This is a genomic window from Roseibium sp. Sym1, assembly GCF_027359675.1.
In the GTDB taxonomy this organism is placed as follows: domain Bacteria; phylum Pseudomonadota; class Alphaproteobacteria; order Rhizobiales; family Stappiaceae; genus Roseibium.
This window is the reverse complement of record NZ_CP114786.1, coordinates 6,056,067-6,081,604: the sequence shown is the minus strand read 5'-3', so window position 1 is coordinate 6,081,604 and position 25,538 is coordinate 6,056,067. Positions and strand designations below refer to the sequence as shown.

Genomic DNA, 25,538 nt, shown 5'->3' with positions numbered 1-25,538 from the left:
ATCACCCCTGTCAGGTTTCCGGAATATTGGAATAGAGCGCGGTCAATTGCAGGATCGGCCGGTTCAGGGCTTCGTCGAGCGCGGAATAGAGCGAGATCGAAAACCCCCACAGCGCACCTGTGGTGGCCGGGTTGTTGGCACTCTGCCAGGTTTCGACGGCCGTGACGATGGGGGCCACACCCGAATAGCTGTAGCGCGGATGCAGGGTCGCCGGCAGGAAGGTCCGGATCGGGTTGTCTCCACCCGTGAGCGTATAGCCATAGCGCGCCGCGATGGAGATGTCGCGTGCCTGGGCGTTGCCGTCGAAGATCGCCTCGAAGATGGCGTTGAGCGGGTTGGTGGCCGGATCGCTTGTCCAGTCTCCGATATCCAGCGGCGCGGAGCTGATCAGGTTTGGAACCAGGGGTTCCGGGAAGGAAAGGGCGGGCGTTCGATAGACGAACGCGTCCCGCGTGCTCGGACCGCCGGAGCCGAGTAGGTCCTGGTTGCGCACGACCCAGACACTGGCGGTTGCGCTTTGGTAGTTGGCGATATGCAGCCCGCCGAAGGACAGCTGAAAGGCCAGCTGGACGAACGCAGGAACCAGATCGGCCGTGTCGCCGGGGAACTGGTAGGTACAGGTTTGCCCGTCAGGGTCCTGCCGGGTCAGCGTGACATGCTTGCCATCGGGGCGCACCACTTCGATCTCGGGCCAGCCGACATCGCCTTCGGCCTTAAGTCGCTGCAAGGTGAGGGTCGTGTAGACCGCGTGCCCGTCAACCACCGCGCTGCTCAGGGAGGCGGAGAACTCGTAGCTCTCCGGCACCGGCCCGCCCAGGGCGCTTCTTTCGCTGTCCGGCGGCGGCGTGTCGCCGTCGTCCCCCCAATGGGCGGCCCAGGCCGAAGCGATGGAACCGGCAAGGCCCGAGAAGGTGGTAAGCGTGTTCTGCAGCACGGTTCCCGTGGCCGGCGGCAGATCCGTCAGGGTGGCAATCTCGGGCCAGATCTGATCGGCAATGGCCGCGTATTGGGCCAGTGGCGGAAAAATGTCCTCGCCCTCGTCCTGCTTGGCATTGGCGCCAGGCAGGAGGTTGAAGGCGACCTCGAAGCGGATCTGGTCCTGCGCGGCGCTGTCATGGGAATAGGTGAAGACATAGGACCAATGCAGCGCGGCCTCATAGGACTGAGGATCTTCCGCCAGCTTCGCATGCTGCTCGATGAGGGCGGCATATCCCGGGTAACTGCGCAGTGGAATGGGGACGGACGGGCTGCCCAGGGCAGTTGAAACGCCCGCCGGTGCCGGCTGGTCGAGCGGATGCACAAAACTCAGCCACTGAGAAGCGTCATAGCCCTCGGCAATCGGTTCGATGCCGAATTCAAGTTCGTTGACCGCGTAGTCCAGCGTCAGCTCAAGCGACCGTTGTGCTGCCAGGTCGGGAACGAAGAAGATGAAGGAAACCGGCCAGGTGCCTGTCTTCAAAGGGGCTTTCGCGTTGCTGACCTGTGCCTTGCGCCATGCGGCATCGCCGCCGCCGCTGTCGTTGTCGATCCGGGCGGCGCCGGACAGCCGGGCGTCATCGGCCGCGGAGGGGCTCTCGACCACCGCGTCATATTGCAGAATGGCGGCGGTCTCTCGGGCTCGTGCGAGGCGGATCAGAAGTTCCTGGCGCAACTCTTCACGTGCGGCGGCCCAGTTGCCGGTGTCCGGGTTGCCGCCCTGGTCGAGCGCAAAGACGGTGGAAAGCCCGTCGGCAACGGCGCCAGCAAGGGTTTCCTTCGCATTCAAGGCTGCCGCCAGCGCGGCCGGGGCCACCTGGTAAGCGGCCGTTGCATAAGGGGCGGTCAGGAACAGGTCGAGATCGGCAAGAAAGCTTTCGGCCCAGACCTGCAGGTCGATCCCCTGGTAGTCCTGGTTGTCCGCCGGTCCGAGCAGGCCGGTGGCGGGATCGAACGGCTGGATCGGTACCGACTTTCTGGCCTCCAGTGTGTTGGAGAGCGGCCGCAGGGCGAAGCTGCGCGGTTGTGGTCCTGTCGTTCCCGGCACGGTGCAGGAGGCGGTCAGGTCCATTTTGGTGATGCCGCCTGGATTGGTGAAGGAGACGGACCAGAGATCTTCCGCACCGGTGGCATTGTTGTGCCCGATGGCGACGCGCAGGCCCGCAATGGCGGTTTCAAGTTCCGCTGCGAAGGCCGACAGCGTCACCGCGCCATCCTCGCCCTCGGCCGGGCCTGGACTGCGGTGCGGCGCGATGGTGGCCGGCGCTGTCGCCACCGGCGAGGCGGCGGCTCCGCCAGCCAGGAAGGCGGGATCGACCAGATCGGGGTCACGTCCGAGCGTCAGCGTGACGGTGAGTGGAAATATCACGCCTGGAAACCGCCAGCCGTTCGCACCGATCGGTACATCGAGCCGCAGAGGAGGAGGGGGGAGCAGAACATGTGCGCCCGGCAACAGGCAGGCAATGTCCTTGTTGGCTTCGGCGATGTCGCCGATCGTGGTTGTCACGCCGGCGCGGGCAAACCGGCCGAGCACGGCATTGAGGCTGTCATGGGCAACGGTGGTCACATGTTTGCCGGTTTGGGTCGGCCCGGCCACCAGTTGCTGGTCGGCGGCCAGAAGTCCGGGGGTGGCCGCGTTGGCCGACAGGAAAGCCGCCGGGGTCAGACCGTAGCGGTCGGCCGCGTCCCTGGGCGTGACCCCTGATCCAGTGTCTTGCAATTGACCGGCCGGACAGAGCAGCAGCCCGCCGACGGCGAGAATGTTTGCCTGGCCGGCGATGGCGGCGGCCAGGGCTTCCAGCGTGACGGGGGGATCTCCACGGCCGGCAACATCGGCAAAGCTGTCACCGGTCCTGGTTTCGATCTCCTGTCCGTCCACCGAGACCGTTTGCCCGCCGTCAACGGTGCCCGGAAGAGCGGCATTGGCGAGGACAAGTCCTTCGGCTGGCGTGCCGGTGCCGAGCGGCAGGAAACGGCTCGCGATGTCGTCGAGCGTCAGGCCTGAACCGATACGGTACGGCAGGTGCAGGGCGTCGGCGGTCGAAGGCAGGGCAACCAGCCCGGGTATCGCCGGACCCGGCGAGTTTGCGACGGTGGCGGCCGCGTTGTGCCGCAAGATGTCGGCGGCCGAGACCCCGCTGAGCTTGGCCAGCTGTCCGAGGGGGATGTCCTGCGCATCCGTTCGGGTTTCAACCCTCAGGAAAACGGGAGCACCGGAGGGGAAGAGATTTTGAGTGTCGGTGTTGAGGCGAATGAGGTCCGCGGTCGAAGCGCCCGAGCTGTTCGATGCAAGTGTCTCGGTCCCGCTTGCGAGATATCCGGGTACGCTGAGCACGGCATTCTCCCGGAACATGCCCGGTTTGTCCGCGTTGGCTCCGGCTGCCATGACGGCATCGAAGGGCACGCCTTGTGCCGTGAACTCGGCCGCGATGTCATTCAAGGTCACCGCGTCGGCCTCGCTGCCGGCGGGAACCTCTATCTCGATGCCCTCGGCGGCAAAGACAAACCCTGGCGCCAGCAGCTCCCGGGTCGGGGCATTCGCGGTGACAAGGCTTGCCAGCGTGACTTTCCAGGCTGTGGTCAGATCGTCGAGCCTGGCATCGGCATGGTCGACGGTTTCGTCTCGCGCGGGGATCTCGAGTTCGGTACCCTGGCGCAGGGGGAGCGCCGTGTTGTCCGGGTCACCAAGCACGCCGGCTGGATCGCTCACACCGGGCAGTGTTGCAACACTGTCCAAATCCTTGAAGATCGCAAAAACGGGTATGTCGACGCTACCGGAGGCCAGGATTGCGCTCATCGGCAAGGTGCCGTTGCAAAGCGCGAGCGTTTCCCAGTCGAGACCGTATCGGGACACGAGGTCGTTCAGCGTGGAACTTTCGCCCTGATCCGGATGAACGGAACCAAGCCGAGTGGCACTGGTGCAAAAAGCGGCATTCGCGGCTGCCTGTCCGCGCAGCGCCTCTACCGGTACGGCAAGCTTGTCGGGATCGCTGCCTTCGGTCTGCTGAAGGCTGGATGTCACCCAGGCAGTCACGTCGGGCTGCGCCATCTGATAGTAGATCAGCGCATACCGCTCGCTCAGGTCACCCGCCGCGGTCGCGGAGGTTGACCCGTTGTCGGCGGGGCCGGGCAGGAGCCCGGCGGCCTGGGAGGCAATCTCGATGGCGATGGACGCACCCTGCTGCGCGGACTTGACGGTAAAATGCGCCGTGGTGCTGGGCCAGCCGAGAAGGGGGATCAGCGGATCGGTATAGCCGACCGGGATGGTCAGCAGGCCGTCGCCGCCGTCTTCCAGGTGACGGCGCGGGGGAGGAGGAAGCTCAGTCATGGCCGGTCCTCCTGCGACTGCGTCTGTGCCTGTGTGGATGCGGTGGTGTTGCCATAGACATCATGGAACCAGAGCGCGACTTGCGTGGTTGGCCGCGTGGCGGGCGAGGTGCCCGAGGAAATGCCCGCGTAAGGGTCGTTGCCCGGCAGAGGCAGGCCCGGTACCACCGGCAGAGAGCCGGATTTTGCGAAGTTGCGGATCGGCACGACCTGCTGGATATGCCATTCATCGTCATTGCCCGCACCGGTGCCCTCCGCATTGTCCGGCGTACGCGGTCCGATCGACGCGCCCTGGTTCGAGCCCTCAAAGGTCGTCGTCTCGATCAACTGGTACCCTGCAAGATTGTAGAGATCGCGGAGCCGGGTCTCCGGCGTTTCCGGTTCGGTGGCGGGAGGAGTGTTCAAGGTGAATTCAAAGCCCACTTCGCCCGGCGCAACGGTGGCCCGGCGCTGCAGTTCCGCCCGGTTTGCCGCCTCGACGAACAGCGCCGTGGCGGCCGAGTCGACCGGATCGCGCAACAGGGCACATGTGTTGAACGGGAGAATGCGGCGGGACGGCTCGGCTGCCGTCTGACTGCCGAGGGTCAGCAGCAGCGAGATTTCAGCGCCGCCTTCGTTGCCGAAGATCTGCGAGGGCAGCCCGGCACCGGTGGTGTCCGTAATCTCCAGCCAGTAGCCGCCGCCGCCCACGGTGCCTGCCTCCCAGAGCAGCCGCAGGAAAGCGAGCGGGCTGCCGATCGGCGCAAACAGCTGGTCGGGTTCGATGTTCCTGCTGCCGGTGGCAGCCATGGCCGAGGACGAACGGGTCTTGGTCGACAGGTTGGTCTTGACGAGATAGGTCTGCGCGTCGTCGAGGGGCATCGACGTCAGCCCCTCGGGCAGGCCGGAGGCTTCGGAAAGCTGATAGAGCAGGGTCAGCGACGCTGTCTCCGTCGGGTTGGCCTGAAGGTATTGCCAGGCGGACAGCAACCGGGCGGTCCCGGCGGCATCTGCTCCCATGAGCTCATAGGTGTTGGGGCGGCCGGGCACGGTGCGGATACGCAGCCCGGTCAGGCTGGCCCAGACATAATTCTGCATCTCGGTTTCGGGAGCATCCGATCCCTTGGCCGGATCGGCGTACATCAGTTTCCAGTCGAGATCGCCGGCGGCTGCGGCCTTTCGTGTCAGTTCTCCGGGGAAGGGCCAGAAACTGGGCATTCCGGAGCGCGGTGCAGGACCTGAAAAGGCCGGCAGGACGGGCGGCTCGGGTGTCTGCCAGCGGGTTTCATGCGACAACGGATGCTGTACCGGCGTCTCCCGGAAGACCGGCATTGCGCGCGGCGCTGCAACGAAGTCGGGGGCCAGACCGGTGGCGGGATAGTCCGCCAGCATCGCTTCGGTGATCTCGACTGTCAGGCTGCCGGCTTCCTCGCCGGTCAGGACAAGTCCGGGACGGAAGCGGCCCGGTACGGCAAGCCCGGGATTGCGGATCAGGAGGTTGGGGTCCGCGGCCGCCAGGGCCGCCAGGTCGTCCGTCTCCAATATCGCGCTGCTTTCGACAAATTCGAACCAACTCACGTCTTGTGAGAGTGACAGGCTCAGGCTGGCCCGCACGGTTTCCGGCGGGTCTTCCGGTGCCGGGGCAATGCCGGTCACCTGCTGGCCCAGGAGTTCATAGAACCCGGTCATCGGGCCCGTGGCGTGATAGTGCCCGTCCTTGAGTTCGGGTGCGGGCATGCGCTGGGCATGCATGGACAGGCGCGAGACCTGACCGGCAATGGTCGCGGCCGGGGCGCCGGCCAGGATAAAGGCGACAAGCGTGTTCAGTTCGATCGCGGGCACGCCCTGCAGGATCAGGGTGTCTTCGTCGTTGGAGCCGGGGACCAGCAAGCCGGCGGTTTCGGCGCCAAGATGGCCGACATCTTCGTTGCTGAGCCCGAAGCTGGTTGCGAAGCTGGCAATGGTCTGCCCGGAGCCGGTGGTCAGGATCGCGTCGGTTACGGGAACCTTGGCGAGGGGCTGCAGAATGTCGGCCCCGGCGACCAGGCTGCGAAAGGCCGCTGTAGGTGTCGCCGGAGAACCGGAAACAAGCAGGAGGCGCTCCGCCAGGGTTTCGAGCGTCTGGTCCGGCAGGATCGGCACGTTGGCGGCCGGCAAGGTCACCGGGCCGCCGTTGTAGGAGGGGTTGAGCGCGGTAACAGCCTGCAGATAGACGTCGAAATCGCTGCCGGCGACCAGGTTTTCGAAGAGAGCCACGGTCCGGGCCACAAGCTGCAGCGTGTCGCCGGGCAGCGTTGTCCAGCTTTGCGCCTGCTGACTGTCATAGGCGGAAGGCACGTTGATCGTTGCAGGCAGCGGACCATAGGCGTCGATCACGCCGGGATTCAGCGCGGCAATGCTTTCCGCGTACCAGTCGGCATGCGGGTAATCTCCGCCAACGGGCAGCCGCGTATAGAAAACCGCCGCAACCTGCACCAGCGGCAGGGCGTTTGGGTTGTCGTAGACCAGGGTGTCGACCGTGAGCTCGGCAGAAGTCCGCAACATGTCAGGCTGTGCCAGCAGCGTGGGCGTCTGCAGCCAGGCATCGAGCGTGGTATCCATGCGCTCCGCGAGAGCGGTCAATGTTTCTCCCTCACGCGCCTGGGTTTCCAGATAGGCGGCGGCAAGTGTCTTGTCGGCTGCCAGCGGCCAGGTCGGATTGTCGGCCGCAATGCTCTCTGGTGTCACACCCAGGTGGATCTGAAGCACATCGCCCGGCGCGGCGTCTGCCAGCTCTGCGGGAAGGTTCGGGTTCAGGGCGAGGAGTTCCTGAACGGAAATGCCGAAATGTTCGGCAACCGTCTCGACGGTGTCTCCCGCATGCACCGCATAGCCGGTCTCGAAATCTGGGAACTGGCCGGCAAGGCCGGCAAGCGTTGCATTGGCGGGAACCGGCAAGGGGAACTCGGCCATCAGGCCCTGCGCGGCCTCGACACCTGCCTTTGCGATCTGGGCCATGTAGTCGCGGAAAATGAAACTTGCGAAACTGTCGCCGTCTTCCTCTTGCCTGACCAGTTTCGGCGCGGGCCTGTAGGCCGGGTCCGTGGGATCAAGCTGCGCGTAATAGGCGGCAATTCCCGCCTGATAGGTCGCGTCGACCGGTTGGTAGGTCCAGAAATCGCGGTCGGGAAGGTCGTCCGAAGTCCATTCGACCACCGGCGGCATCGGAAACGCAACCCCGCTGACCAGCGTGGGCGGCGGTCCGGCCAGCTTGAAAAGCAGGTTCTTGCCGAACAGCAGCGACAGGGCGTCGAAGCTGAACCCCTGGTCGATCGTCTGGGCGCAGTCGAGCCCGGCGGCGAGCTCGGCCATGTCACCGGCGCTCACCGTACTGTCCTGCGGCGAGAGACCGAGAGAGGAAACCGAATAGCGCAACATGGCTTCGATCAGGACGCTGAAGGCCATGTCCGAGGCGTCTTCCGCCTGGGCCGAGTGGGCTGCGGTCTGCCGGTGGGTCTCGGCGATGGTTTCCGCATCCGGGGGCGTTGCCGAATCCGCCGACAGCATCATCACCAGCCGGTAGGCGGGATCGCTGTTGGGCGGCGGCGTGGTTCCGGTCCAGTCAACGGGAACGTCCGCAATGGTCAGTCCGGGCGTGATCCGCAGAGAAACGTCATGAACCTGCCCGTCGGGAAAGACGGGTTGATCCGGGGTCCAGGTCAGCGGGTAATCCGCGCAGACATCGATGGCAGGGGCAGCTTCGGCGGCCAGCAGCTCCGCGAGCCCGTCGCCCCTGCGTGCGGCGATCCGGCGGGCATGCAGCTGGCGCGCAAGCTGAACCGGGCGCCTGCGCGCGACCCGGCGCCGCCGGTGCCGCGGGTCGGCGGGCAGGAAGGCCGCCGATTGCCGGCTGTCGGCCAGTTTCCAGACGGTCCTGCTGTCGGAGCCGACGGTCCAGTCCAGCTTGATGTTCGCGCTGAAGGAATAGTTGAACTTGATGAAGAGCACCTTCACCTTGGCGGTCACATACACCCCGGCCTTGACCTCGATCAGCGTCGCCTTGTGGGATTCCAGAGTGAGGGTGACAGAGGCGTAAACGCCGACATCGACACTTGCACCGGCGTATTTCCAGCCGACGCGACCATAGAGCCGGCCTTCCACAGCCGCCGTGCCGCGCGCCAGATAATACATCGCCTTGGGATCGGACGCGTTGTCGGGGTTGAACCAGGCGAGCACGCCCTGGAAGAGGACCTGAACCTCGATATAGGCGCCGCCCGCCAGCACGCCGTAATTGACCTCACGCCCCAGCCCGACTGCGACCCCGACACCGAGTTCCAGGACCGGGTTGAATTCGCCGTTGGTGATGCGGGGAACCCGCTCGGACGTGGCACCGTTCAGGAGCCCGAAATAGAGGCCGCCGCGTCCCCGGAAAATGCCGTAGGTCAGTCCGAAGGAAACCGAGAAATCCCGGTCATGCGGGAAGCCGAGATCCACCAGGAAATTGCCGTTGGTGTAGATGTCGACCGATATCACGCCCAGGGTTATCTGGATGACGCCGAAATCCAGCCGCCGGAAGATTTCGGGCACCTGCAGGCGTGCATGGAACATGCCGATGTCGTCATTGATCTTCCGGTAGATCAGCTCGAAGCTGAAACCCGACAGCGTGCCGGCGGTCGGACCGGCAAGCGAGATCAGCACGCCGTAGAGCACCGGATCGTTCATCACCAGCTTGGCGGTGACGGTCTCCATCAAGGTGATGTCGAGGCCGATCAGCCATTGCCGCGCTTCGTTGAACTTCAACTGGCTGCCGCTTGGCTGGTCCAGGGGATTGACCGCGCCATCCGCGATCGGCCGCAGCTGGTCCTGCATCTTGGCGATGATATCGGCCATCGAGTCCTGGCGGACGACGCCGGTCAGCTCGACATGCTGGCCGAAGCCCAGATAGCGCAGGTCGACAAGCTGTTGTCCCGCTCCGGGGATCTCGGGCGGGCTGTCGTTGAGCGCATCCCAGCTGAGCGGTTCTTTGCCAGCGGTGCGGTCGTAGGTCTTGCCGAGGAAGCTGCCCGTGAGCTCGAACTTGATCTGCGGTTGGCCTTCCGAGCGCTGGTAGCGCAGGCCGACCGATTTCAGATGCGCGAAGCCGAGATTGAGATTGATGCGGTAGTCGAGCGTCACCGCCTGGTCGCGCGGATCGAGGATCAGGGTGAAACGCCCGAGATCGATCTTGTTCAGAAAATCCCAGGGCGGCTCAAGGCGATAATTCTGGTTGGGGTTCGCAAGCCGGGCGAAACTCTCCACCATCCCGCCCAGCGTGACGCCGGAAAGCTGCACGGTCAGGATCTGGTGGCGGTCGGACCCTTCGCCGATCCAGCTCGTCCTGGCTTCGAGCGTGAACCTGTCGAAGCTCAGCCGGAAGAGATAGGTCAGTTCCTGCCGCACATAGGAAACGCCGAGCGTGACCAGGATCCGGTTGATGCCGAAGCTGCCCTGCACCCGGCCTGAATAGACCATGGTCGGGGTGTCGGCCTCCAGCCTGGCATGGTCCAGCCAGTGCCCCGGCGCCCTGGGTATCGCCTCGGGGTCGATGCCACGCCTTGAAAGCGCCTCCAGCGTGACCAGGTCGCTGTCGCTTTCAGCCTTGTAGCGGCTCACTTCCGTCTCTGCGGCAAGTGACAGTTTCAGGCCGCCGAGCACATCCACGTCCCATCTCACCGACAAGGCGGCTTCGAATTCGTAGGGAAAACCGTCCTCGGTGCTGATTTCGGCATAGAGCCGGGTCAGTTCCAGATTGGCAATAGTGGTCAACCATTCCGGCGGCCTCGTGCCGAGAAAGGCGAAGGCGAACTGGGGCACGTTCAGCGTGCCGTCGGCCAGCCCGGCGTGGAAGTTCCAGTGCCCGTCGGGCCTGAGCAGTGCACCGGCGGTCAGGAGCGCCTTCTGATCGCCTTCGACATTGACCCCGAAAAAGCCGTTCAGGTTTCCGGTCAGCGTTGCTTGCGAGACATTCACGGAGAAGTTGATATTGTCCAGCGTGAACCCGACATTTCCGATCGGGATCTCCCAGTCGGTTCCCACCACGAGGCTTGCCCCGTAGATCTGGTTCAGGATCGAGGCGTTGGCCGAGACCCGGATCACCTTCAACGTTGTCGGCAGATAGGGCGCCGCGCCGGGAAAATAGGCCTGGATCGCGGAGCCGAGATCAATGGAGATGGGTTCCAGGGTCTTGGCCTGGATGTCGAGCGAGGGCAGGCCGACCTCGACAAAGAGCTCAACAGTGTTGCCCTCGTCATCGAGGATGGCGGGCCCGGGAGAACCGCCACGCCGCCAGTGCACGTTGGGAGGCTGGACGCCGAGCGAGCCCTGGCCCTCTTCGCCGAAGACCATGGTGCCGAATATGCTTCCGGTGATCAGAGGTACGGGGTCGCCCCAGTTGAACAGCCAGCGCGTGCCGACATCCTTGAGCGTCAGGAACGGTACCGGCACGTCCCATGGCGTGGTCGACTGGATCGTGACGGCTGTATATTCGATGCCGGGCAGGATCGAACCCACCGGCGGTGTGACGCCGAATTCAAGCTCCTTTATGCCGAAGGCATCGAGCGGAGCGATGCCCTCGGGCAGCTTGAAGTCCGAGATCGTGGCTCCAGGGAAGATCGACAGAAGGCCGCGTATGCCGTCCGATAGCGTCAAGGGCGGCTCGATATTCGCTTCCAGCGGCCACAGACTGCCGCCCTGCGCCAGTGGCGCCGTCACGGTGACAATGGTTTCACTGCCGGTATTGATCGCGGTTTCAAACAGGATCTGGATGACCGAAAGCGGCTGAACGGTTTCGTCCAGCGAATACTCGTCGGGCAGGTCGTTGCGCAGCCGCACCCCGATTTTCTGGATGCTCATGCCCGGAAAATCGAGTGGCGCGGAGGGCGTGGCGCAGTCGAGTATCAGAACGGGACCGCTTCCCTGCGTGAAGTCCATCGTTCCGTCCGTCCACAGCGGCCCGGCACCGATGAAAAAGGCATATTGCTCCAGAACCGTTCCGGTCAGGGGCATCCAGCCGCCGAGGTGCGCCAGAGGCGGATCGGCGCCTTCGGTTGCCTCCGCGGTGGCCTGAACCTGCGTCAGAGGCAGATCCGCGATCAGCGAACGGCCGAGGACCAGACCGCCACCGACGCTTTCCGAGAGAACGCGCGATTGAGGCAAACCGGTGAAGGCGGTGCCGAAGGTCCAGGCCGGTCCGGCAGGGACGATTGCGCGCATGGCAAGGCTCAGGTGGTCCTTGCCCGCCTGTTCGTCTCCCGTGATCGTCAGCGACCAGTCCGTGTTGCGCCAGCGTGTCTGGCCCTCAAGCGTCGCGGTCGAGCCACGCAGGTTCGCCCGGCCGCCGGTGAGCGGTAGGCTGGTCTGGCCGAGCTGGCCCACAAGTGTGCCCAGGAGTGCAAGCTGGCTGCCATCGATCTGGCCGCTGGCGGCGGCTGCCTGAAAGGCCTGATATATCGCCTGGAGGCTCATGGTGCACCGGCCCCGGGCCTGGCGGTGACACGGCGGACAGGACTATCGACCTTCGCGGTCTCAACTCGCATCCCTGCAATTTCCACCGCCAGTTCCCGCGACATCGGGAAAATATCGCCGGTGTCCATTTCGCTTTCTTCTTCGGCTTTTTTGGCGAGGTACTCCTTGGTTACGCCGTCGAAAATGTAAGGTGTAATGAAAGTTTGCCCGTCGTTGTTGAGCGCAAAGCGCCAGTCGGCAACCTGGATCGGCAACGTTAGTGTCAATTGCGTCGTGAAGACTTTACCGGCCAGAACAAGGCTGCCCCAATCCTGGTTCTCGTTGGAGAAGAACACGATGTCGTGCATGAGATTGAAGTCTGTTTCGACGTATTTGGAGAACTCGAGCAGCACCTCCAGGTATGGATGCTTGAACCCGTTCTTGATTCCGGCGCTCGCGACAGTGGAATTGGGCTTGAGATATTCCGTGAACGCCCGGACGATCGCGAAATCAAGCTCGGTCGCCTTGTGGTTGGGTACGATGGTCCTGAGCGAGCCATGATGCGGAACCGACAAGACGAAGCATGGCTGCATCGGCGTCTTTTCCTTCTTGGCCCATTTCTTGAGATATTTGTTGGCGTCCTTCAGGGTCTCCCAGGTTGCGTCACCTGGCAGCACCGATTTGACGCCCTTGTAGTCCAGCACCACCACGGCCGAGGTGCCGTTCTTTTTCAGGTCCATCCCCTTGGATGACACCGGTGCATTGACCGTCAGCAAGCGGAAATAGACATCACCCAGATTGAAGACCTGGCCGGGATCTCCGTCGGGGTTGTCGTAGTTCGTTTCGTTCTTGGTCCAGGGAACGTAGTCGGTATCCGTGTCGGCGACATAGGCGGCCAGCCGGCTCAGGGCGGCCTTGGCGCTCTGGCCCCAGTCCGATCCCCCTCGACAGATCTTGCCGACCTTGAAGTGCTCCGCCCAATCCTGCGTTTCGACGGAATCGACGAGGTAGTTCAAAAGGCTCCAGTGGTCGGTGTCCTGATGCGAAATCACGACATAATCAAGCTTTGGCGTCTGGCCACCGTTGACCTGATCCTGCAGCCGGGCAATCACGTAGTCGACGGCGGGGGCCGCCTGCGCCGCTTTCAGCACTCTGGACTTGAACATTGTCTCGGTGCCGAAGTCGACGAGCACCAGTGCGGCGGGCGTGGTGCCGTCGGATCCCTTTTCATAGACCTCGACCAGATGGGCCATGCCCTGATCGCTCCAGAGGGCTGCGAGCGCCACAAACTCGGCCTCGTCGAAATCGGGCGCGTCGATCAGGTTGGCCAGATTGCGGTCTTGAGCCTGGGGGCGTGAGCGTGTCATTTCATGCCCCCTCTTGCCATGGCGACAACGCGGCGGACAGGGCCCGAGGCCGCGGCGGTTCTTGCTGAGCGGAACCGCATCCCGGCAATCTCGGCTGCCATTGCCTTTGACATCGGGAAGACATCGTCGATGTCCATCGTTTCGTCTTCTTCGGCTCTTCTGGCGAGGTATTCCTTGGTAATGCCGTCAAAGATCTTGGATGTAATGGCGGGGGACTTGTTGCTGTCGAGCGAAAAGCGCCAATCGGCAACCTTGATGGGATGGTCCAGGTTGAGCTGAGTTGTGAACACCAAGCGTGTCGTGTCCTCGCTCTCCCATTTCCGCCCGTCGTTGACGTAATAGACGATGGAATGCGGCAAGTTGGCATTCGAGGTGACGTAGTGGGAAAAGATCGCCAGAACGTCCTTGTAGGGGTGCTTGTAACTGTTCACGATCCCCGCACTCGCGATCGTCGATTGGGGTTCCAGATATCCGGTAAATGTCCTTGCAATCGTGAAATCGAGATCGAAGGCCCTGTCATTGGGAACGATGGTTCTGCGTGAGCCGTGGTGAGGAACAGACAGCACGAAGCAGGGCTGCAATGGCGATACGCCTCTGTCTTTCGCTTTCTTGAGGATCTTGTTGGCGTCCTGCAGGGTTTCCCAGGTGGCATCACCCGGCAGGACCCAATTGACCCCTTGAAACTCAACCACGATCACCGCGGTGGTGCCGTTCTTTTTCATGTCCATTTTTTTGGACGCAACGGGTGCATTGACGGTCAGGAGGCGGACAAGAACGTCCCCGATCCTGAGAATGACCTTCTTTCTGGGGCCAGGGTCGCTGTAGTTGGAGGTGTTCTCGGTCCAGGGAACGTAGTCCCTGTTCCTGTTTGATACGTATTTGACCAGGTTGTCGAGCGTGTCTTTGGCGCGCTTTCCCCAGTCCGAACCACCGCGAAAAACCTTGCCAACCTTGAACTGGCCGGCCCAGCTTTTGTCCTCGACCTCATCGACGAGATATTGAAGGAGGCTCCAGTGGTCGGTGTCCTGGTGCGAAACAATGACACCGTCCAGGAAGGGGGCGCGCCGGTTATCCACCTGCGCCTGCAGACGGTCAACGACGTAGGCTACTGCCGGTGCTGCCAGCTCTGCCTTCAGCACTTTCGATTTGAACAGGACATCCGTGCCGAAATCGACCAGAACCAGTCCGGCAGGCGCGGTGCTGCCCGTGTTTTTCTCGTAGACCTCGATCAGGTGGGCCATGCCCTGGTCACACCACAAGGCGACCAGCTCCACGCGGTCGGCGTTTACAATATCCGTCACGTCGAAAGGCCTGGACAGGTCGTTTGTCTTTTTGATCGGGGCCGGCTTGTTCATCACTGCGTCTCCCCGCGCGGAGGGCGGTCCAGCCGGGCGAGTGACTGGCGGCCGGAGCGGCCGTCGCCGTCGCTGCCATTGGAATAGGCGGCATACCAGCCGAGCTTGGTGTTGGACCGCTGGTTGGGATTGCCGAAGAGCGTGATGTCGTTGTGCCCGGGCGGGAAGGAGAGGCCCAGAACCCGCAGTCCGAAATCCCTGAGCCGCATCAGGTAGCTGCGCCGGCCGTCCGCATCCTCGGAGGCCAGGAACTCGATGGTGCGGAAGCCGAGGTTCAAGATGCCTTGAAGCGGCAGGTCCAGTCCCAGCGCGTCCTTGACGCCCGGCAGGGCCAGGCCGACGAAGACTGCCGCCGACCTGTCCTCGGTTGCCGGGCTCCAGGCGGCCAGAAGGCGGACGCTGAGCCCGGCGCTGCCGGCCAGCGCCCCCAGGCTGCCGAGGTCGATCTGGTAGACCAGCCCGTACCAGGGTTCGCCCAGCAATCCCTGCTGGATCGGGGCGTTGATGGATACGAAGCCGCGTTCCTCGGCGCTGACAGGCTTGGCGTCCGGCGACAACAGCGGGTCCGGTGTGGTCATCAGCCCGGTCAGGTGCACGGGAAACCGCGCGATCAATGAATTGGGGCGTGCAAGACTGCCGGCAAGATCAAAGGCGATGTTGCCGTCTGCGACGGTGAACCGGACATCCTCGGGATCCGACAGCGAAAATGTCATGGTGATGGCGAGGTTCGAAAAGCGCAGGGCACTCTCCGGTTGCCCGGCCTCGACAAGCGGGCCGCCGGTCCCGCCGGGTGATATGATCTCCGGTGGTGGCGTGCCGAAGCAGAACGGATCGAATTCCGGGGGCTCCTCGAAATTGAGCGCGCCGGCCAGCTGGAATACGGCCGTCACGTTTGCATCGGCGGCGGCCTGGTTCGGCGGCTTGACGGTGACCATCTGCGTCGAGGTGACCTTGACCTCCTTCAACGCACCGGTGTCGAGCTGGAACCGGCTGTCGCCGCGCATGCCGAAGACATAGGTGTCCTGGGTCTGGCCGTTGGCCTGGCGCTGGCTCTGATACACACCGTCGAGAATGATGTTGTTGCCGTGTTCGGAGGGATAGAGCCGCGTGAAGGCGCCGAACAGGCGGTTGATCATGAGCTCGACCTTGCTGGAAAAGCTGGTCAGCGTGGCATTTTCGAAACCGACCGTGAGCTCGAGCACACGGAAGGCGAAGGGAATGTTGGACGAGAAATACTGGTCGACCGGATTCTGATAGTCGATCAGTCCGAAGCTGGCGGTCTTCTCGGCGGAAATCGTGCCGCCGGCGGAGGAGAACGGCGTTACCGTCAAGCCCAGGTGATGGGCGTAAAACAGGGACGGGTCGACACCGGCGGCCAGCGGCTGCAGGGCCGGCGGCAACGCGTTGAGCGGAACATCGACCGAAAGCGCCAGAACTCCGGTCCAGTTGGGATCGTCGACGATGCGCAGAAATTCCGCCTTTGGTGCGCTGGCGCCGGTTGCCAGCAGCGAGACGACCGAAACCTCGGCTTCCTGGATGATCTCGAGGATCGCACGCTGGGCGATGACGGGATCTTCGGTCGGCGCCGAAACCTCGGGCCAGCCCCAGGCGGGAATGTCACGGACAAGGTCCCGAAGCGATCGCCCGACGGTGTATTTCATCACCAGAAAGGCGTTTTCGGCGCCGACGCGGTCGGGATTCGACCAGTTGCGCGGCGACAGCTGGAAGTTCCAGCCACCAATGCGGGCAATCAGCTGCCCGGCATGGCGCTGGAAGATCCGCTTCTGATCCAGAGGCATGTCGGCCTCGGCCTGTTCCAGCATCGCGTCGAAAGCGGTCTCGTCCGGATACAGCCTGAGCCCCGCGCCGTTCGGCAGGTTGCGCACCGCGTTGACAACCGACACCGGTACCGGCGTTCCGGGGAGGGTCTCGATCATGCCGAGCGTGGTGGCCGTCAGCTGGTAGGGTACCGAGGCGTGCTGCATGAAGAGATCGGCATTGCCGAGCACCATGAAAAGATGATTGGTCTGCAGTTCGCGCGCGAACTTCTCGCCGATCGAGGTGAAGCGGATATCAGGCTCGCCGGCGCCGGTGTTGTTGCCCATGGCCAGCCAGGGCCAGGGTGAACCGTCGCTGCTGACCTTGGCGATCAGACCTTGCGGGGTCGCAACGTCCTCGGTGGTGGCGGCCAATGCATCGCCGCCGTCTTCCGGCGGCAGGAACCGGCCCACCGCCTTGCGCCGCGCCGGGGCGATGGCCGCGGCTTCCAGGCGTTTTGCGAGTTCCGCCGCGTCCGGCGCCACGCCGCGATAGGGAGCCAGCGGAAAAGCGGCGGTGGCCGGAGCGTCGTCGGGCAGGGTGCCGGTGCGCAGGTCGTAGAAATTCAGAAACCCTTCGGCTCCCGCGCTGTAGAACGGGGCATCCTCCGCCTGTGCGAAATAGCCGGTTCCGCCGGTGCCGCCCGGAAAGACCCATGCCGTGGTCCCGAGCGCGGTCAGGGCCTCGGCAACGTCATTTGCGGTGCCGTCCAGCTGGTTTGGCGCGAAGGCGGGCCCGGCGGTGCGGAAGATCAGTCTGGCGTCCGTCTCGTCCGGGAGGCCGAGCGTTTCCAGTCCCGACATGCCGCAAAGAAGTCCGGTTACCCGAGCCGATCCCGCCCCGGCGTCGTATTGCGGCTGGAACCCGCCCTCGGGGGTGAGATAGACCCGCACCGGAACCCGGCCGGTTTCGCCCACCGTCTGCGGTGCGGTGGCAAAGACCAGACGCGCGTCGGGGGTGCCGCCGCTGCCGGCCAGGGCGGTCAGGGAGACGGGGTAGCCGCTCTTGGTGGTGTAGCCCGATGCGAAGGCCGGGGGCGACCCGGTTCCCGATCCATCCTGCGGAAAAAAGCTGAAGAAGCAGCGCTCGGGCACATGAGGCCGTAAGGGGTCGAGCCGGACGTAAAGCGGGGCCGCGCCGAGCTGGCGAAGGGGCTCGAGCGCCAGGACCTCGATCCGGCCGGCCGGGTCGCTGGAGAAAAACCGCATGCCGGCGCCGAGCCGTGCGAGATCGCTGGGCGTGTTGTCAACGGGGGGCGCCAGGGCAATCTGGAACTGCCAGGCCCCCAGTCCTTCGGTGTTGATGGCCAGGAAGGCGTCGTTCATGGCCGCAAACGCACCCCCCGGGGCCAGCACCTGTGCGGTCAGGTCTCCGCTGAGCTGCAGGCCCCACAACGTCTGCCCGCCGGCAATTTCCTGGCTTGCGACGGCAATGCCGACCCCGCCGGACACCGACAGCGCCATGCCGTCATAGTCGACATCCATGCGCTGGCGGGTCACCTCCTGCCCATCCTTGAGGACAACGTCAAGCGCCGTCACCTGCCAGTTGGCCAACGGAAGGTTGGTGCCGCTGATCCAGGCAATCCGTGTGCCGGCGCTCGGCGGCTGCGCGGCTTGCCAGGTCTCCAGCGCGGCAATGAAGGTGCCGGTGTCGTCCGGGGACGCGTCGAGGAACACGTAGAGCCCGTTCCGGTCGGCCCAGCTCTGGCTGAGCGTCAGAGGAGCCGCGCCGACGGAATTTGCCAGAAATCCCGCCAGCGACGTGCTGCCGTCGAGCCAGTAGTACCGCGTGCCTTCGACCGGCTGGAAATTTGGCTCCGGCGTGCTCACGGCAGCTCCGTCCGTACCAGATCGCCATGCAGCAACGGCAGGTCCAGCCACGCGGCGTTTGCACCCGGTTGCCAGCCCAGTTGCACGGGGTGTCCGGCGGAGAGGTCGAATTCGCTGGCGTCCGACGTGACTGCCGTCCCCGTGGCTCGGGTCATCCGCACTCCGCTGAACGGCAGATCCACCTGCGGAGGCCGCGCTGCGCCGCGCTCCAGAAGCGCCGAGACCGGGCTGGCAATGGAGACCCGTTGCGGCGCGCCGTTAAGCTGGACGTCGATCGCGGCGCTCAGCGTGGTACGACCCCGGAAATACAGCTCGGCCACATCGGCCCCTGTTTGGCCGGTGTCCCGGATATTCTGCGTGGCGGTGTTCAGCACCGTGAAGCTGGACCCCGCCAGAAGCAGTGCATTGCTCTGCGGATAAGCCGAGCCCTGGGAGCTCTGCGACAGGAAATTCGTCGGATAGACAATGCGCAGGAACGGCCGGCGGAACTGGGCGTAGAAGCTGTCGACCAGTCCGCCGCCACCCTGCATGGCGCCGCCGCTGCTGGCCGAGGGTGTCGGAATGTCGACCCCGCCCGCACTGGCGATCTGTCCGAGAAAGGCGTCGAGGCCGCTGAGGCGCGCGCCTCCTCCCAGATACGATGCCACCGGATACTCGGCCACCGCCGTGCCGACATAGCCGTTCAGGTAAGCGGTGTCCGCCGCATTGGCGCCGACATACTGGTAGTTCTCGTATTCCACCCGGAGGATCGTGCCGGGACGCAGGTCGCAAACGCCCTGGTCGGGCACGAAACCGTAATTGTAGTAGAGCGTTTCGGCATAGGTCTGCGGCATGGCACGGCCGATGGCCTGTTGCAGGGTCGCGATTCCGCTTGGCGTGGCGGTCAGGGTCTCGAGCGCCGAAATCAGGTCCAGGTAATCGGTCTTGACGCCCGACCGCAGGGGCTCCGCGGTGAACGTCCAGGCCCTGCTGTCGGCGGGAATGGTCAGGAGATACGGAAAAGGCGCGCTCCCGGCCGTCATGGTGAAGCTATTGTTTGTCGGCAGGTTGGCCGGATCAGGCGCGGTTGCGAAGAGGTCGGGCAAATACAGCGTGATGGCCTCGGCCGTCATGGCCGGAGCTGCATAGGGCAGGATCTGGGGGGGCGCGTCCGTCGGGGTCGCGGGATAGAGCCCCGGAGTGAAGGCTGCCACGGCAGGGGACGTGGGACCGAGCGTCGGGCCGTTGGCGGCCTGAACGGTCACCGTGAAGGTCTTGCCCGCGTCATAGGCCAGTGGCATCCGGATGGCCGGTTCGCTGGTGCGCACCGGATCGCCGGTCACCGTGCCGCCTTCGAGCACGCTGACGACATAACCCGAGGCACCGGTCACCTCTGGCCAGCTGGCGGTGAGTTCCGTCCCGTTCCAGGCAATTTCGGGTGTGGCGGGAGCACTGGCCAGGATCGGCGCCGGGATCGAGCGCGGGCCGGACTTGGCAATCGTGCCGCCCGTCGATACGGCGTGAACCGTGAAGCGGTAGCTGCCGCCCGGTTCGAGGAGGTTGCCGGGCAAGGCGATCGAGGCGGTATAGTCCTGGGTGGTCAGGGTTTCGACGATCTGGTCGCCGGCCCAGATCTCGACCACGTAGTGATTGCCGCCGTCCACGGCGCTCCAGCTGAGCGTGCCATCGGCCCCGGTGGCCGCAAACACTGCCTTCAGCCCGGATGGCGCCTCGGCAATGGCGGCGGCCGGTGTGCTGAAGGGGCCGCGTGTGCTGTTGCCCTCGGCACGGACCTGCAGGCTGAAGGGGCTGCCCGGAACAGGGATCGTGGCCGTGGTCGTGCCGGCAGGATAGGCCGCGACCGTCATTCCGTTGGCGAGGATCGCTGCCGTGTAGCCGGTGACGCCGGCATCGCCGACCGCATTCCACTCCGCCGTCAGCAGGCCGTCGGCCACATCCAGCCGTGTCAGAACCGGCAGGCTGGTGAGAACAGGTATGTCGGCCCCCTGCAACCCGAGCGAATTTCCCACCATGCCGCGCGCCGTGGCGGTAATCGCGGATCCGATGTCCGGGGATTCCAGCGTGACTGTCCTGGTGAAGCCCGCGCCGAACGCAGGCGTATTTGCAGTCAGGCTGGTAACGAAGGAAGCGCCGGTCGCCGCGACCGGACCGGGGGGCGGCGCCATGGTCAGCGTAACGGTCCGGTTTTCGGTTTCTTGCGGCGGGACCGAGGTCTCGACACTCAGCCCGGCCGGCGGGGTCGGCAGAAGGGTGATCGGCAGACCTGCGGGACCTGTACTGGTCCGGTTGCCACCCGCCGCGAGCGGCACAAGCTGGGCAAGGCGCAGTGCGGCGGTGTTGATCCGGCCGATATCGAGCGGGGCCGGAGGGGAGGGAACCGTGGCAGTGACCTCCAGCTTGCCGTTGGCTGTCGTGGCGGTCAGGGGCGCCGAGCGGTAAAGCTCGGTCCCTTGCGCGGCAATTTCCGCCACAAATCCCGGCGAAGCCGGCAGACCTCCAGGAGAGGTCGCCAGTGTCACGCTGAGCTCGTCACCGGTACCGGGATTCAGAGACAGGGCATCGACCGGCGGCCGTTGCCAGAAGACCGGCGCGGCGGCGCTCTGCAAGCCCGTGGCCTTGTCCTGTTCCGGTGTCAGTGTGAGCGACCAGTCTGTTCCCGCCGGCACCTGGGTCAGGTCGGGCAGGAAACGCGCTCCGGACGCGGCCGTGATCTTGGCGCCCTGGGAATAGGTGCCGGCGGTGAACAGAAGGAACACGTCGCTGGAGGGCGGGCCCGCGGCCGGTGTCCACTCGATGTCGATCACGGTACCGTCGAACTGGGTCGCGATTTCAGTCGGCGCCGTGAAGCGCAGCCAGACCTGGTCGCTCGACAGCGTCGTGCCGCTCGGCTTCACGGCGATGTAGTAATTGCCGGTTTCCTGCATCGCTCCGGCGTCAGCGGTCCAGGTGCCGGCATTGGCTCCGGCCTGCGCTGTGCCCTGGACACTGGCGCCGCCGCTTGCCGTGACCACGATGTCGAAGGGGCCGGTATAGCCGTCTCTGGGAGTCCACGAGAGCACGAATTTCGGCGTCGGCATGCCCTCTTCGCAGGCAACGGAGGTGATTGCCGGCGGGACGGGAGTGGTGGCGTCGGATGCGTCGGTCATCGGGCAGCTCCGCAGGAAGATCGGGGAAACGCCCCGCCTGCGGCGGGGCGTTATCAGCGCGGGTGATGCGCCTTGGGGACGGCCGGTCTAAAGGGTTTGCATCGATGAAACCGGCGGCAGGCCAGCCCGGGCGCGGCGTCCGTTGAGGACGTCCAGCCGCATTTCTGCCGGATAGTCCGCAAGCGCCGGTATGGGGCGGACCCGCGCCGCATCGGCGCAGAGCCCCTGCATCCGGTTGTCGCCCACGGCCAGCCCATCGGCATAGAACCCGATGATCCGGTCGTCCGGCAGCGCGTCGAATGCCTCACCGGGAGGGGCGAGATCGTAATTGATCACCAGTCCGTCAAAGCGGGCCCATTCGACAGCGGCGAGCGTGGTTTCGCCGTCCCGGGTGCTCAGGACCTGCCCGGGTTTCAGATCCTTCGGCAGGCGCATTCCCTCCGGTGTGAGGATCGGATGTTCGTCCGTGACCAGCGCGCTGCTGCCGCAGGACGTGATCAGCCGGGCCATCGGCTTGTCTTCCCTGCCATGCCAGACGCGCACGACCTCCATCGGTCCGTCCGGGGAGGCGAGCAGTTGGCCCGTGCGGATATCAATTGCGGCACGAGTCTCGCCGTTGGCGAGCAGGACCGGCGTCGTTTCGGCAACGCAACCCCAGACGAATTGCAGCGGATCGATCGAGGCGATGTTGGTCGGCTGCACCAGTCCCACCGCAGGCGGCACCGACGTGACCGACAGGTGCCGGAGCCCGACATTCTGGATGTCGAAGTTCAAGACGAATTCAAGATCGATGGTCTGGTTCTGGTCCCAGGGAACGCCCTGGAACCAGTCGGGCCCGATGTTCCAGTTGATCACGGTTCCCGAGGCCGACGTGAGATCCGGGATTTTGTCGGGAGGAAAGGCCACGGTCGCGCCGTCGCCGACCGCCGAGCGCCGACGCAACACGCAGGAGCCGGATATGTTGGCGGGGTCGGCAAAGGTGAACCCCTGCACGAGCTGGGCATAGCCCTCGACCGAGACGCCGATGACGGGCCTGCCGTCCAGGCGTCCGTAACTGTAGATATAGTCGCAATCGGCGGTATTGATATCGCCGCGGCCGAGGCAGACCTTGATGTAGTCGCGCTCCGGGTGGTTGTTGTGATTGGGGTTCAGAACCGTGATCTGCTGGATCACGCTGGAGCCGTCGAGGGTCGAAACCTTCGTGATCGGAATGGTATAGGGCGACCCGGCTGGCTGGTAGGTCGCGACCAGCGTGGCGACAACGCGCATGTTCTCGATGTCATCCAACTGGCCGGCAGCCTCGATCTGCTGGGTCAGGGTGTTGTACTGGGCCGGCAGGGTCTCCTCGGCGATCACCTTCCCGGCGATCTCGTCGTAGAGCGTCAGCGAGATCGCGACGGACGTGGCATCGTTGGGCAGGGTGATGATGCCCTGGGCGAGAACATTCTTGTTGTCCGGCGTCACGTTGAGATAGCTGATGGTGACATAGGGATGCCACTTCTCGGCGTCCGGGTCGTCCTGTTCCAGCAGGGTGGTGCCGGCCGGCGGGCCGGCTTCGGCATGATGGCGGCGCGTCGTCAGCAGCGACTTGTAGAATTGAGGGAAGTAGGCCTTGAGGCGTTCATCGCCGCCGAACCGGTCGGTCAGAAAGCCGAAGGCCTTGTCATCGCTCAGATCGAGCGTGGCAATGCCGTTGCGGGCGGCGCCCGTGCGCTCCGTCACGTGCTGCCAGGCAGCCAGTTGATCCTTGTTGAATTGTTCGACAGGCGCACCGTGTGAATCGTAAACAGTCTCGGTCATGTTCCCCCCCGGAACCTGGAAATTGAACTGCAAGGCGTTCCGAAACGGAAAGGCGGGTTGGATACCGTCAGCCTGACGCACGCAGTCGAAACCGGTCGCCTTCGGCATTCAGGGCACAACAAAGCCCGCCCTCGCGCGCAATCCTGCAGGCGACGGGTGTCTGTGACAGACCTGTGTTCCTGAAATCCTTGATGGCAACCTATGGTAGACTATGACCGAGGGTTGCGGGGCTGTCAACTTTGAATGGAAGTGGGTATTTTTACACCTAATTCTTGCGGATTGCGGCAGGGGAAGCGGTGTTCAACGTCTCCATATCGCGTCACTGCCGCGAGGAAATCCGGCTCGGTCCATGGCGTCCGGGAGACCTGTCCTGTCCGGCCGCGAGTGGCGCGTCGCCGCCCATCAAGGTTTTGCAATCGCAGCGGTAGCCAGTGCCGGATCGTGTTCGGCAGGGAAGGGGATCAAGACTGGTGTTCAGCCGGCAAGGCCCTGAAGCAGCTCATAATTTTCAACCGTGATCCGGTTTCGCCCCACGCAGATCAGGCCCTTTTTCTGGAACTTGTCCAGCGTCATGGTCACCCACTGGCGGGTGGAGCCGACGATAGCGGCGAGATGTTCGTGGGTGATCTTCTTCTCGATGACAAGCCGGTTGCCCTCCGGCCTTCCATGCGTGTCGGCAAGGATGATCAGCAATTGGGCGAGCCGTTCGGTCACCGACCGGGTGCCGAGCATCTGCACGAGGGCGGAATAGCATTTGCCCTTGGCAACGAGGCCCTCGATGATGCAGATGGCAAAGCCGGGCACGGTGTCGATGAGCTGCCTGATGCGCTGGCCCGTCAGGTAGAGCAGTTCGACATCCTCCGGAGCGTCGGCGGACCACATGTGGGTGCCGCCTCCGAAAATCTCCGGACCGCCGACAAAATGACCCGGGGTCCAAAGGGCAAGCGTGATTTCACGGCCCGACGGACCGGCATAGAAGGTCCGCACGCTGCCGGTTTCTATCAGCCAGATACCGTTGTGGCGGTCTCCCTGGAAGAAGACGCCTTCTCCCTTGGAAAACCGGACCTGGGATCCGGCGGCCCTCACGGTCGCCATGTCCTCTCCGGAGAGCCGGTTCAGGAAATCGGAGCCTTCGTCCAGATCCGACAGCACTTCACTCAGATAGACCGCCGATACGCGATCCGGCGACGGGACCTGCTGGCCCTTGATCCTGTTCGGGTTGCCGAGCATCTTGTTCACGGTGTCCTCTCCGGTCGTTCCTGACCGGCAATGAATGCCGTCAGGGTTTCAATGTCTGTCTCCGACAGGCGGGTGGCGATGGACCGCATGACACCATCCGGGTCGTTGCTGCGGTTGCCCTGCCTGAAGTCGTTGAGCTGCTTTGCCAGATAGTCCGCGTGCTGTGCTTCCAGCCAGGGTGCAAGCGGGAGGTCCGGATCCGTGCCGCCGTGGCAGGACAGGCACGCGGGTATGTCGCCGCGTCCCTCCCGGAAAAGGGCGCCTGCCGACGCAAGGCCGCCCGTGTCATCCGGCTCGACCGCCGGCGGTGGCGGCAGGTCGGCGAAATAGGCGGCGATCTCCGGCAGCTCCTCCATGTCGATCTCGGTGGTGATCGCCTGCATCTGGCCGCCATCGTTCTGGCGGGAGCCGCCGTGGAAATCGCGGAACTGCTTGATGATGTAGTCCGGCCGCTGTCCGGCCAGTTTCGGAAACCTGGCCATGGCGCTGATGCCGTCGAGCGAATGGCACAACCCGCAGATTTCCCAGGGCTGCATGCCGCTCGTGTCGATCATGTCGGCGCGGGCCGGATGTGATCCGGCCGCCGCTGCGAGGAAGAGGACGCCCTGAACCAACGCAGCCACCGGGCTCCGCCGGGAGGGGAGCCCTGCGGGCAATTGTGTTGCGCGGCAACCTTGATCTATCACGCCGGACTGCCTTCAGTTCATCTTCATGGAACTGTGGTCATGAGTGGCCGGCAGTTCGCCGGGTTTCACGACCGCGACGTCGACAGTCAGGGCCTGGCCTTCACCGAACACCAGGGAGAGGGGAAAACTGTCACCGGGACCAAGGGGCTCCCTTGGGCCCATCAGCATGATGTGCAGTCCTCCGGGGGCAAACATGACGGTTTCTCCGCGGGGGATGGCGAGTTGCGCGACCGGCTCCATGGTCATCAGACCGTCCGCCGTGGAGGTCTTGTGGAGATGCGCCATGGCAAAGGCGGGGCTCTCGACCGACACAAGGTCGATGGCCGCATCGCCGGCATTTTCGAGAAGCAGATAGACGGCCGATGTCTTGATTCCCGGAGGCGCTGCCGGGGACACGGCTTGTGTGACGACGAGACCGGTCGCCTGCCTGTCCGCCGACATGTGCTGGTGGGAATGACTTTCACCGGCCTGCACTGGGCCGAGGACCAGGGCGGACACGGCGACGGTTGCGGTCAGACCGGAAACCAGTTTCCGGCAAAGGGAGGTGGCAGGCATT

At 64.4% G+C, this 25,538-nt stretch carries 10 protein-coding genes; all 10 read right to left on the bottom strand.

Features of this window, described 5'->3' with window-relative positions; genetic code table 11:
- Positions 1-10: 10 nt before the first annotated feature.
- On the bottom strand, positions 11-4,303 hold the full coding sequence (locus tag O6760_RS28055; RefSeq protein WP_269582948.1) for a hypothetical protein: 4,293 nt from the start codon (positions 4,301-4,303) through the stop codon (positions 11-13).
- Entirely contained in the window at positions 4,300-11,763 is a 7,464-nt protein-coding gene (locus O6760_RS28050; protein ID WP_269582947.1) for a LysM peptidoglycan-binding domain-containing protein, read from the bottom strand. The genes O6760_RS28055 and O6760_RS28050 overlap by 4 nt, the downstream gene beginning before the upstream one ends.
- Positions 11,760-13,109 carry an MBL fold metallo-hydrolase gene (locus tag O6760_RS28045; protein WP_269582946.1) on the bottom strand — a complete coding sequence of 450 codons (1,350 nt, stop codon included), beginning with the start codon at positions 13,107-13,109 and terminating at the stop codon, positions 11,760-11,762. The genes O6760_RS28050 and O6760_RS28045 overlap by 4 nt, the downstream gene beginning before the upstream one ends.
- Positions 13,106-14,464 carry an MBL fold metallo-hydrolase gene (locus tag O6760_RS28040; RefSeq protein ID WP_269582945.1) on the bottom strand — a complete coding sequence of 453 codons (1,359 nt, stop codon included), beginning with the start codon at positions 14,462-14,464 and terminating at the stop codon, positions 13,106-13,108. Before O6760_RS28040 ends, O6760_RS28045 begins: the two co-directional genes overlap by 4 nt.
- Positions 14,464-18,111 (bottom strand): hypothetical protein, encoded by a 3,648-nt coding sequence (locus tag O6760_RS28035; protein ID WP_269582944.1) that lies wholly within the window; start codon positions 18,109-18,111, stop codon positions 14,464-14,466. The genes O6760_RS28040 and O6760_RS28035 overlap by 1 nt, the downstream gene beginning before the upstream one ends.
- Positions 18,108-21,257: a hypothetical protein gene (locus O6760_RS28030; RefSeq protein ID WP_269582943.1), complete on the bottom strand. Its 3,150-nt coding sequence runs from the start codon at positions 21,255-21,257 to the stop codon at positions 18,108-18,110. The genes O6760_RS28035 and O6760_RS28030 overlap by 4 nt, the downstream gene beginning before the upstream one ends.
- Before the next feature lie 87 nt (positions 21,258-21,344).
- Positions 21,345-23,057: a Hint domain-containing protein gene (locus O6760_RS28025; protein WP_269582942.1), complete on the bottom strand. Its 1,713-nt coding sequence runs from the start codon at positions 23,055-23,057 to the stop codon at positions 21,345-21,347.
- 474 nt (positions 23,058-23,531) lie between these two features.
- Positions 23,532-24,287: a Crp/Fnr family transcriptional regulator gene (locus O6760_RS28020; RefSeq protein ID WP_269586369.1), complete on the bottom strand. Its 756-nt coding sequence runs from the start codon at positions 24,285-24,287 to the stop codon at positions 23,532-23,534.
- Positions 24,288-24,292: 5 nt separating this feature from the next.
- The gene (locus tag O6760_RS28015) at positions 24,293-24,919 is read right to left on the bottom strand and encodes a c-type cytochrome (protein ID WP_269582941.1); all 627 of its coding nucleotides are present in this window, start codon (positions 24,917-24,919) and stop codon (positions 24,293-24,295) included.
- A 75-nt stretch (positions 24,920-24,994) separates the two neighbouring features.
- Complete coding sequence (locus O6760_RS28010) at positions 24,995-25,537, bottom strand: copper chaperone PCu(A)C (RefSeq protein WP_269582940.1); 543 nt, start codon at positions 25,535-25,537, stop codon at positions 24,995-24,997.
- Position 25,538: the final 1 nt, after the last annotated feature.

What these genes read in the sequence shown, in the direction of transcription:
- O6760_RS28055 (WP_269582948.1), bottom strand. Translation starts at nt 4,303, where the DNA reads ATGACTGAGCTTCCTCCTCCCCCGCGCCGTCACCTGGAAGACGGCGGC.
- O6760_RS28050 (WP_269582947.1), bottom strand. Translation starts at nt 11,763, where the DNA reads ATGAGCCTCCAGGCGATATATCAGGCCTTTCAGGCAGCCGCCGCCAGC.
- O6760_RS28045 (WP_269582946.1), bottom strand. Translation starts at nt 13,109, where the DNA reads ATGACACGCTCACGCCCCCAGGCTCAAGACCGCAATCTGGCCAACCTG.
- O6760_RS28040 (WP_269582945.1), bottom strand. Translation starts at nt 14,464, where the DNA reads ATGAACAAGCCGGCCCCGATCAAAAAGACAAACGACCTGTCCAGGCCT.
- O6760_RS28030 (WP_269582943.1), bottom strand. Translation starts at nt 21,257, where the DNA reads ATGACCGACGCATCCGACGCCACCACTCCCGTCCCGCCGGCAATCACC.
- O6760_RS28025 (WP_269582942.1), bottom strand. Translation starts at nt 23,057, where the DNA reads ATGACCGAGACTGTTTACGATTCACACGGTGCGCCTGTCGAACAATTC.
- O6760_RS28020 (WP_269586369.1), bottom strand. Translation starts at nt 24,287, where the DNA reads ATGCTCGGCAACCCGAACAGGATCAAGGGCCAGCAGGTCCCGTCGCCG.
- O6760_RS28010 (WP_269582940.1), bottom strand. Translation starts at nt 25,537, where the DNA reads ATGCCTGCCACCTCCCTTTGCCGGAAACTGGTTTCCGGTCTGACCGCA.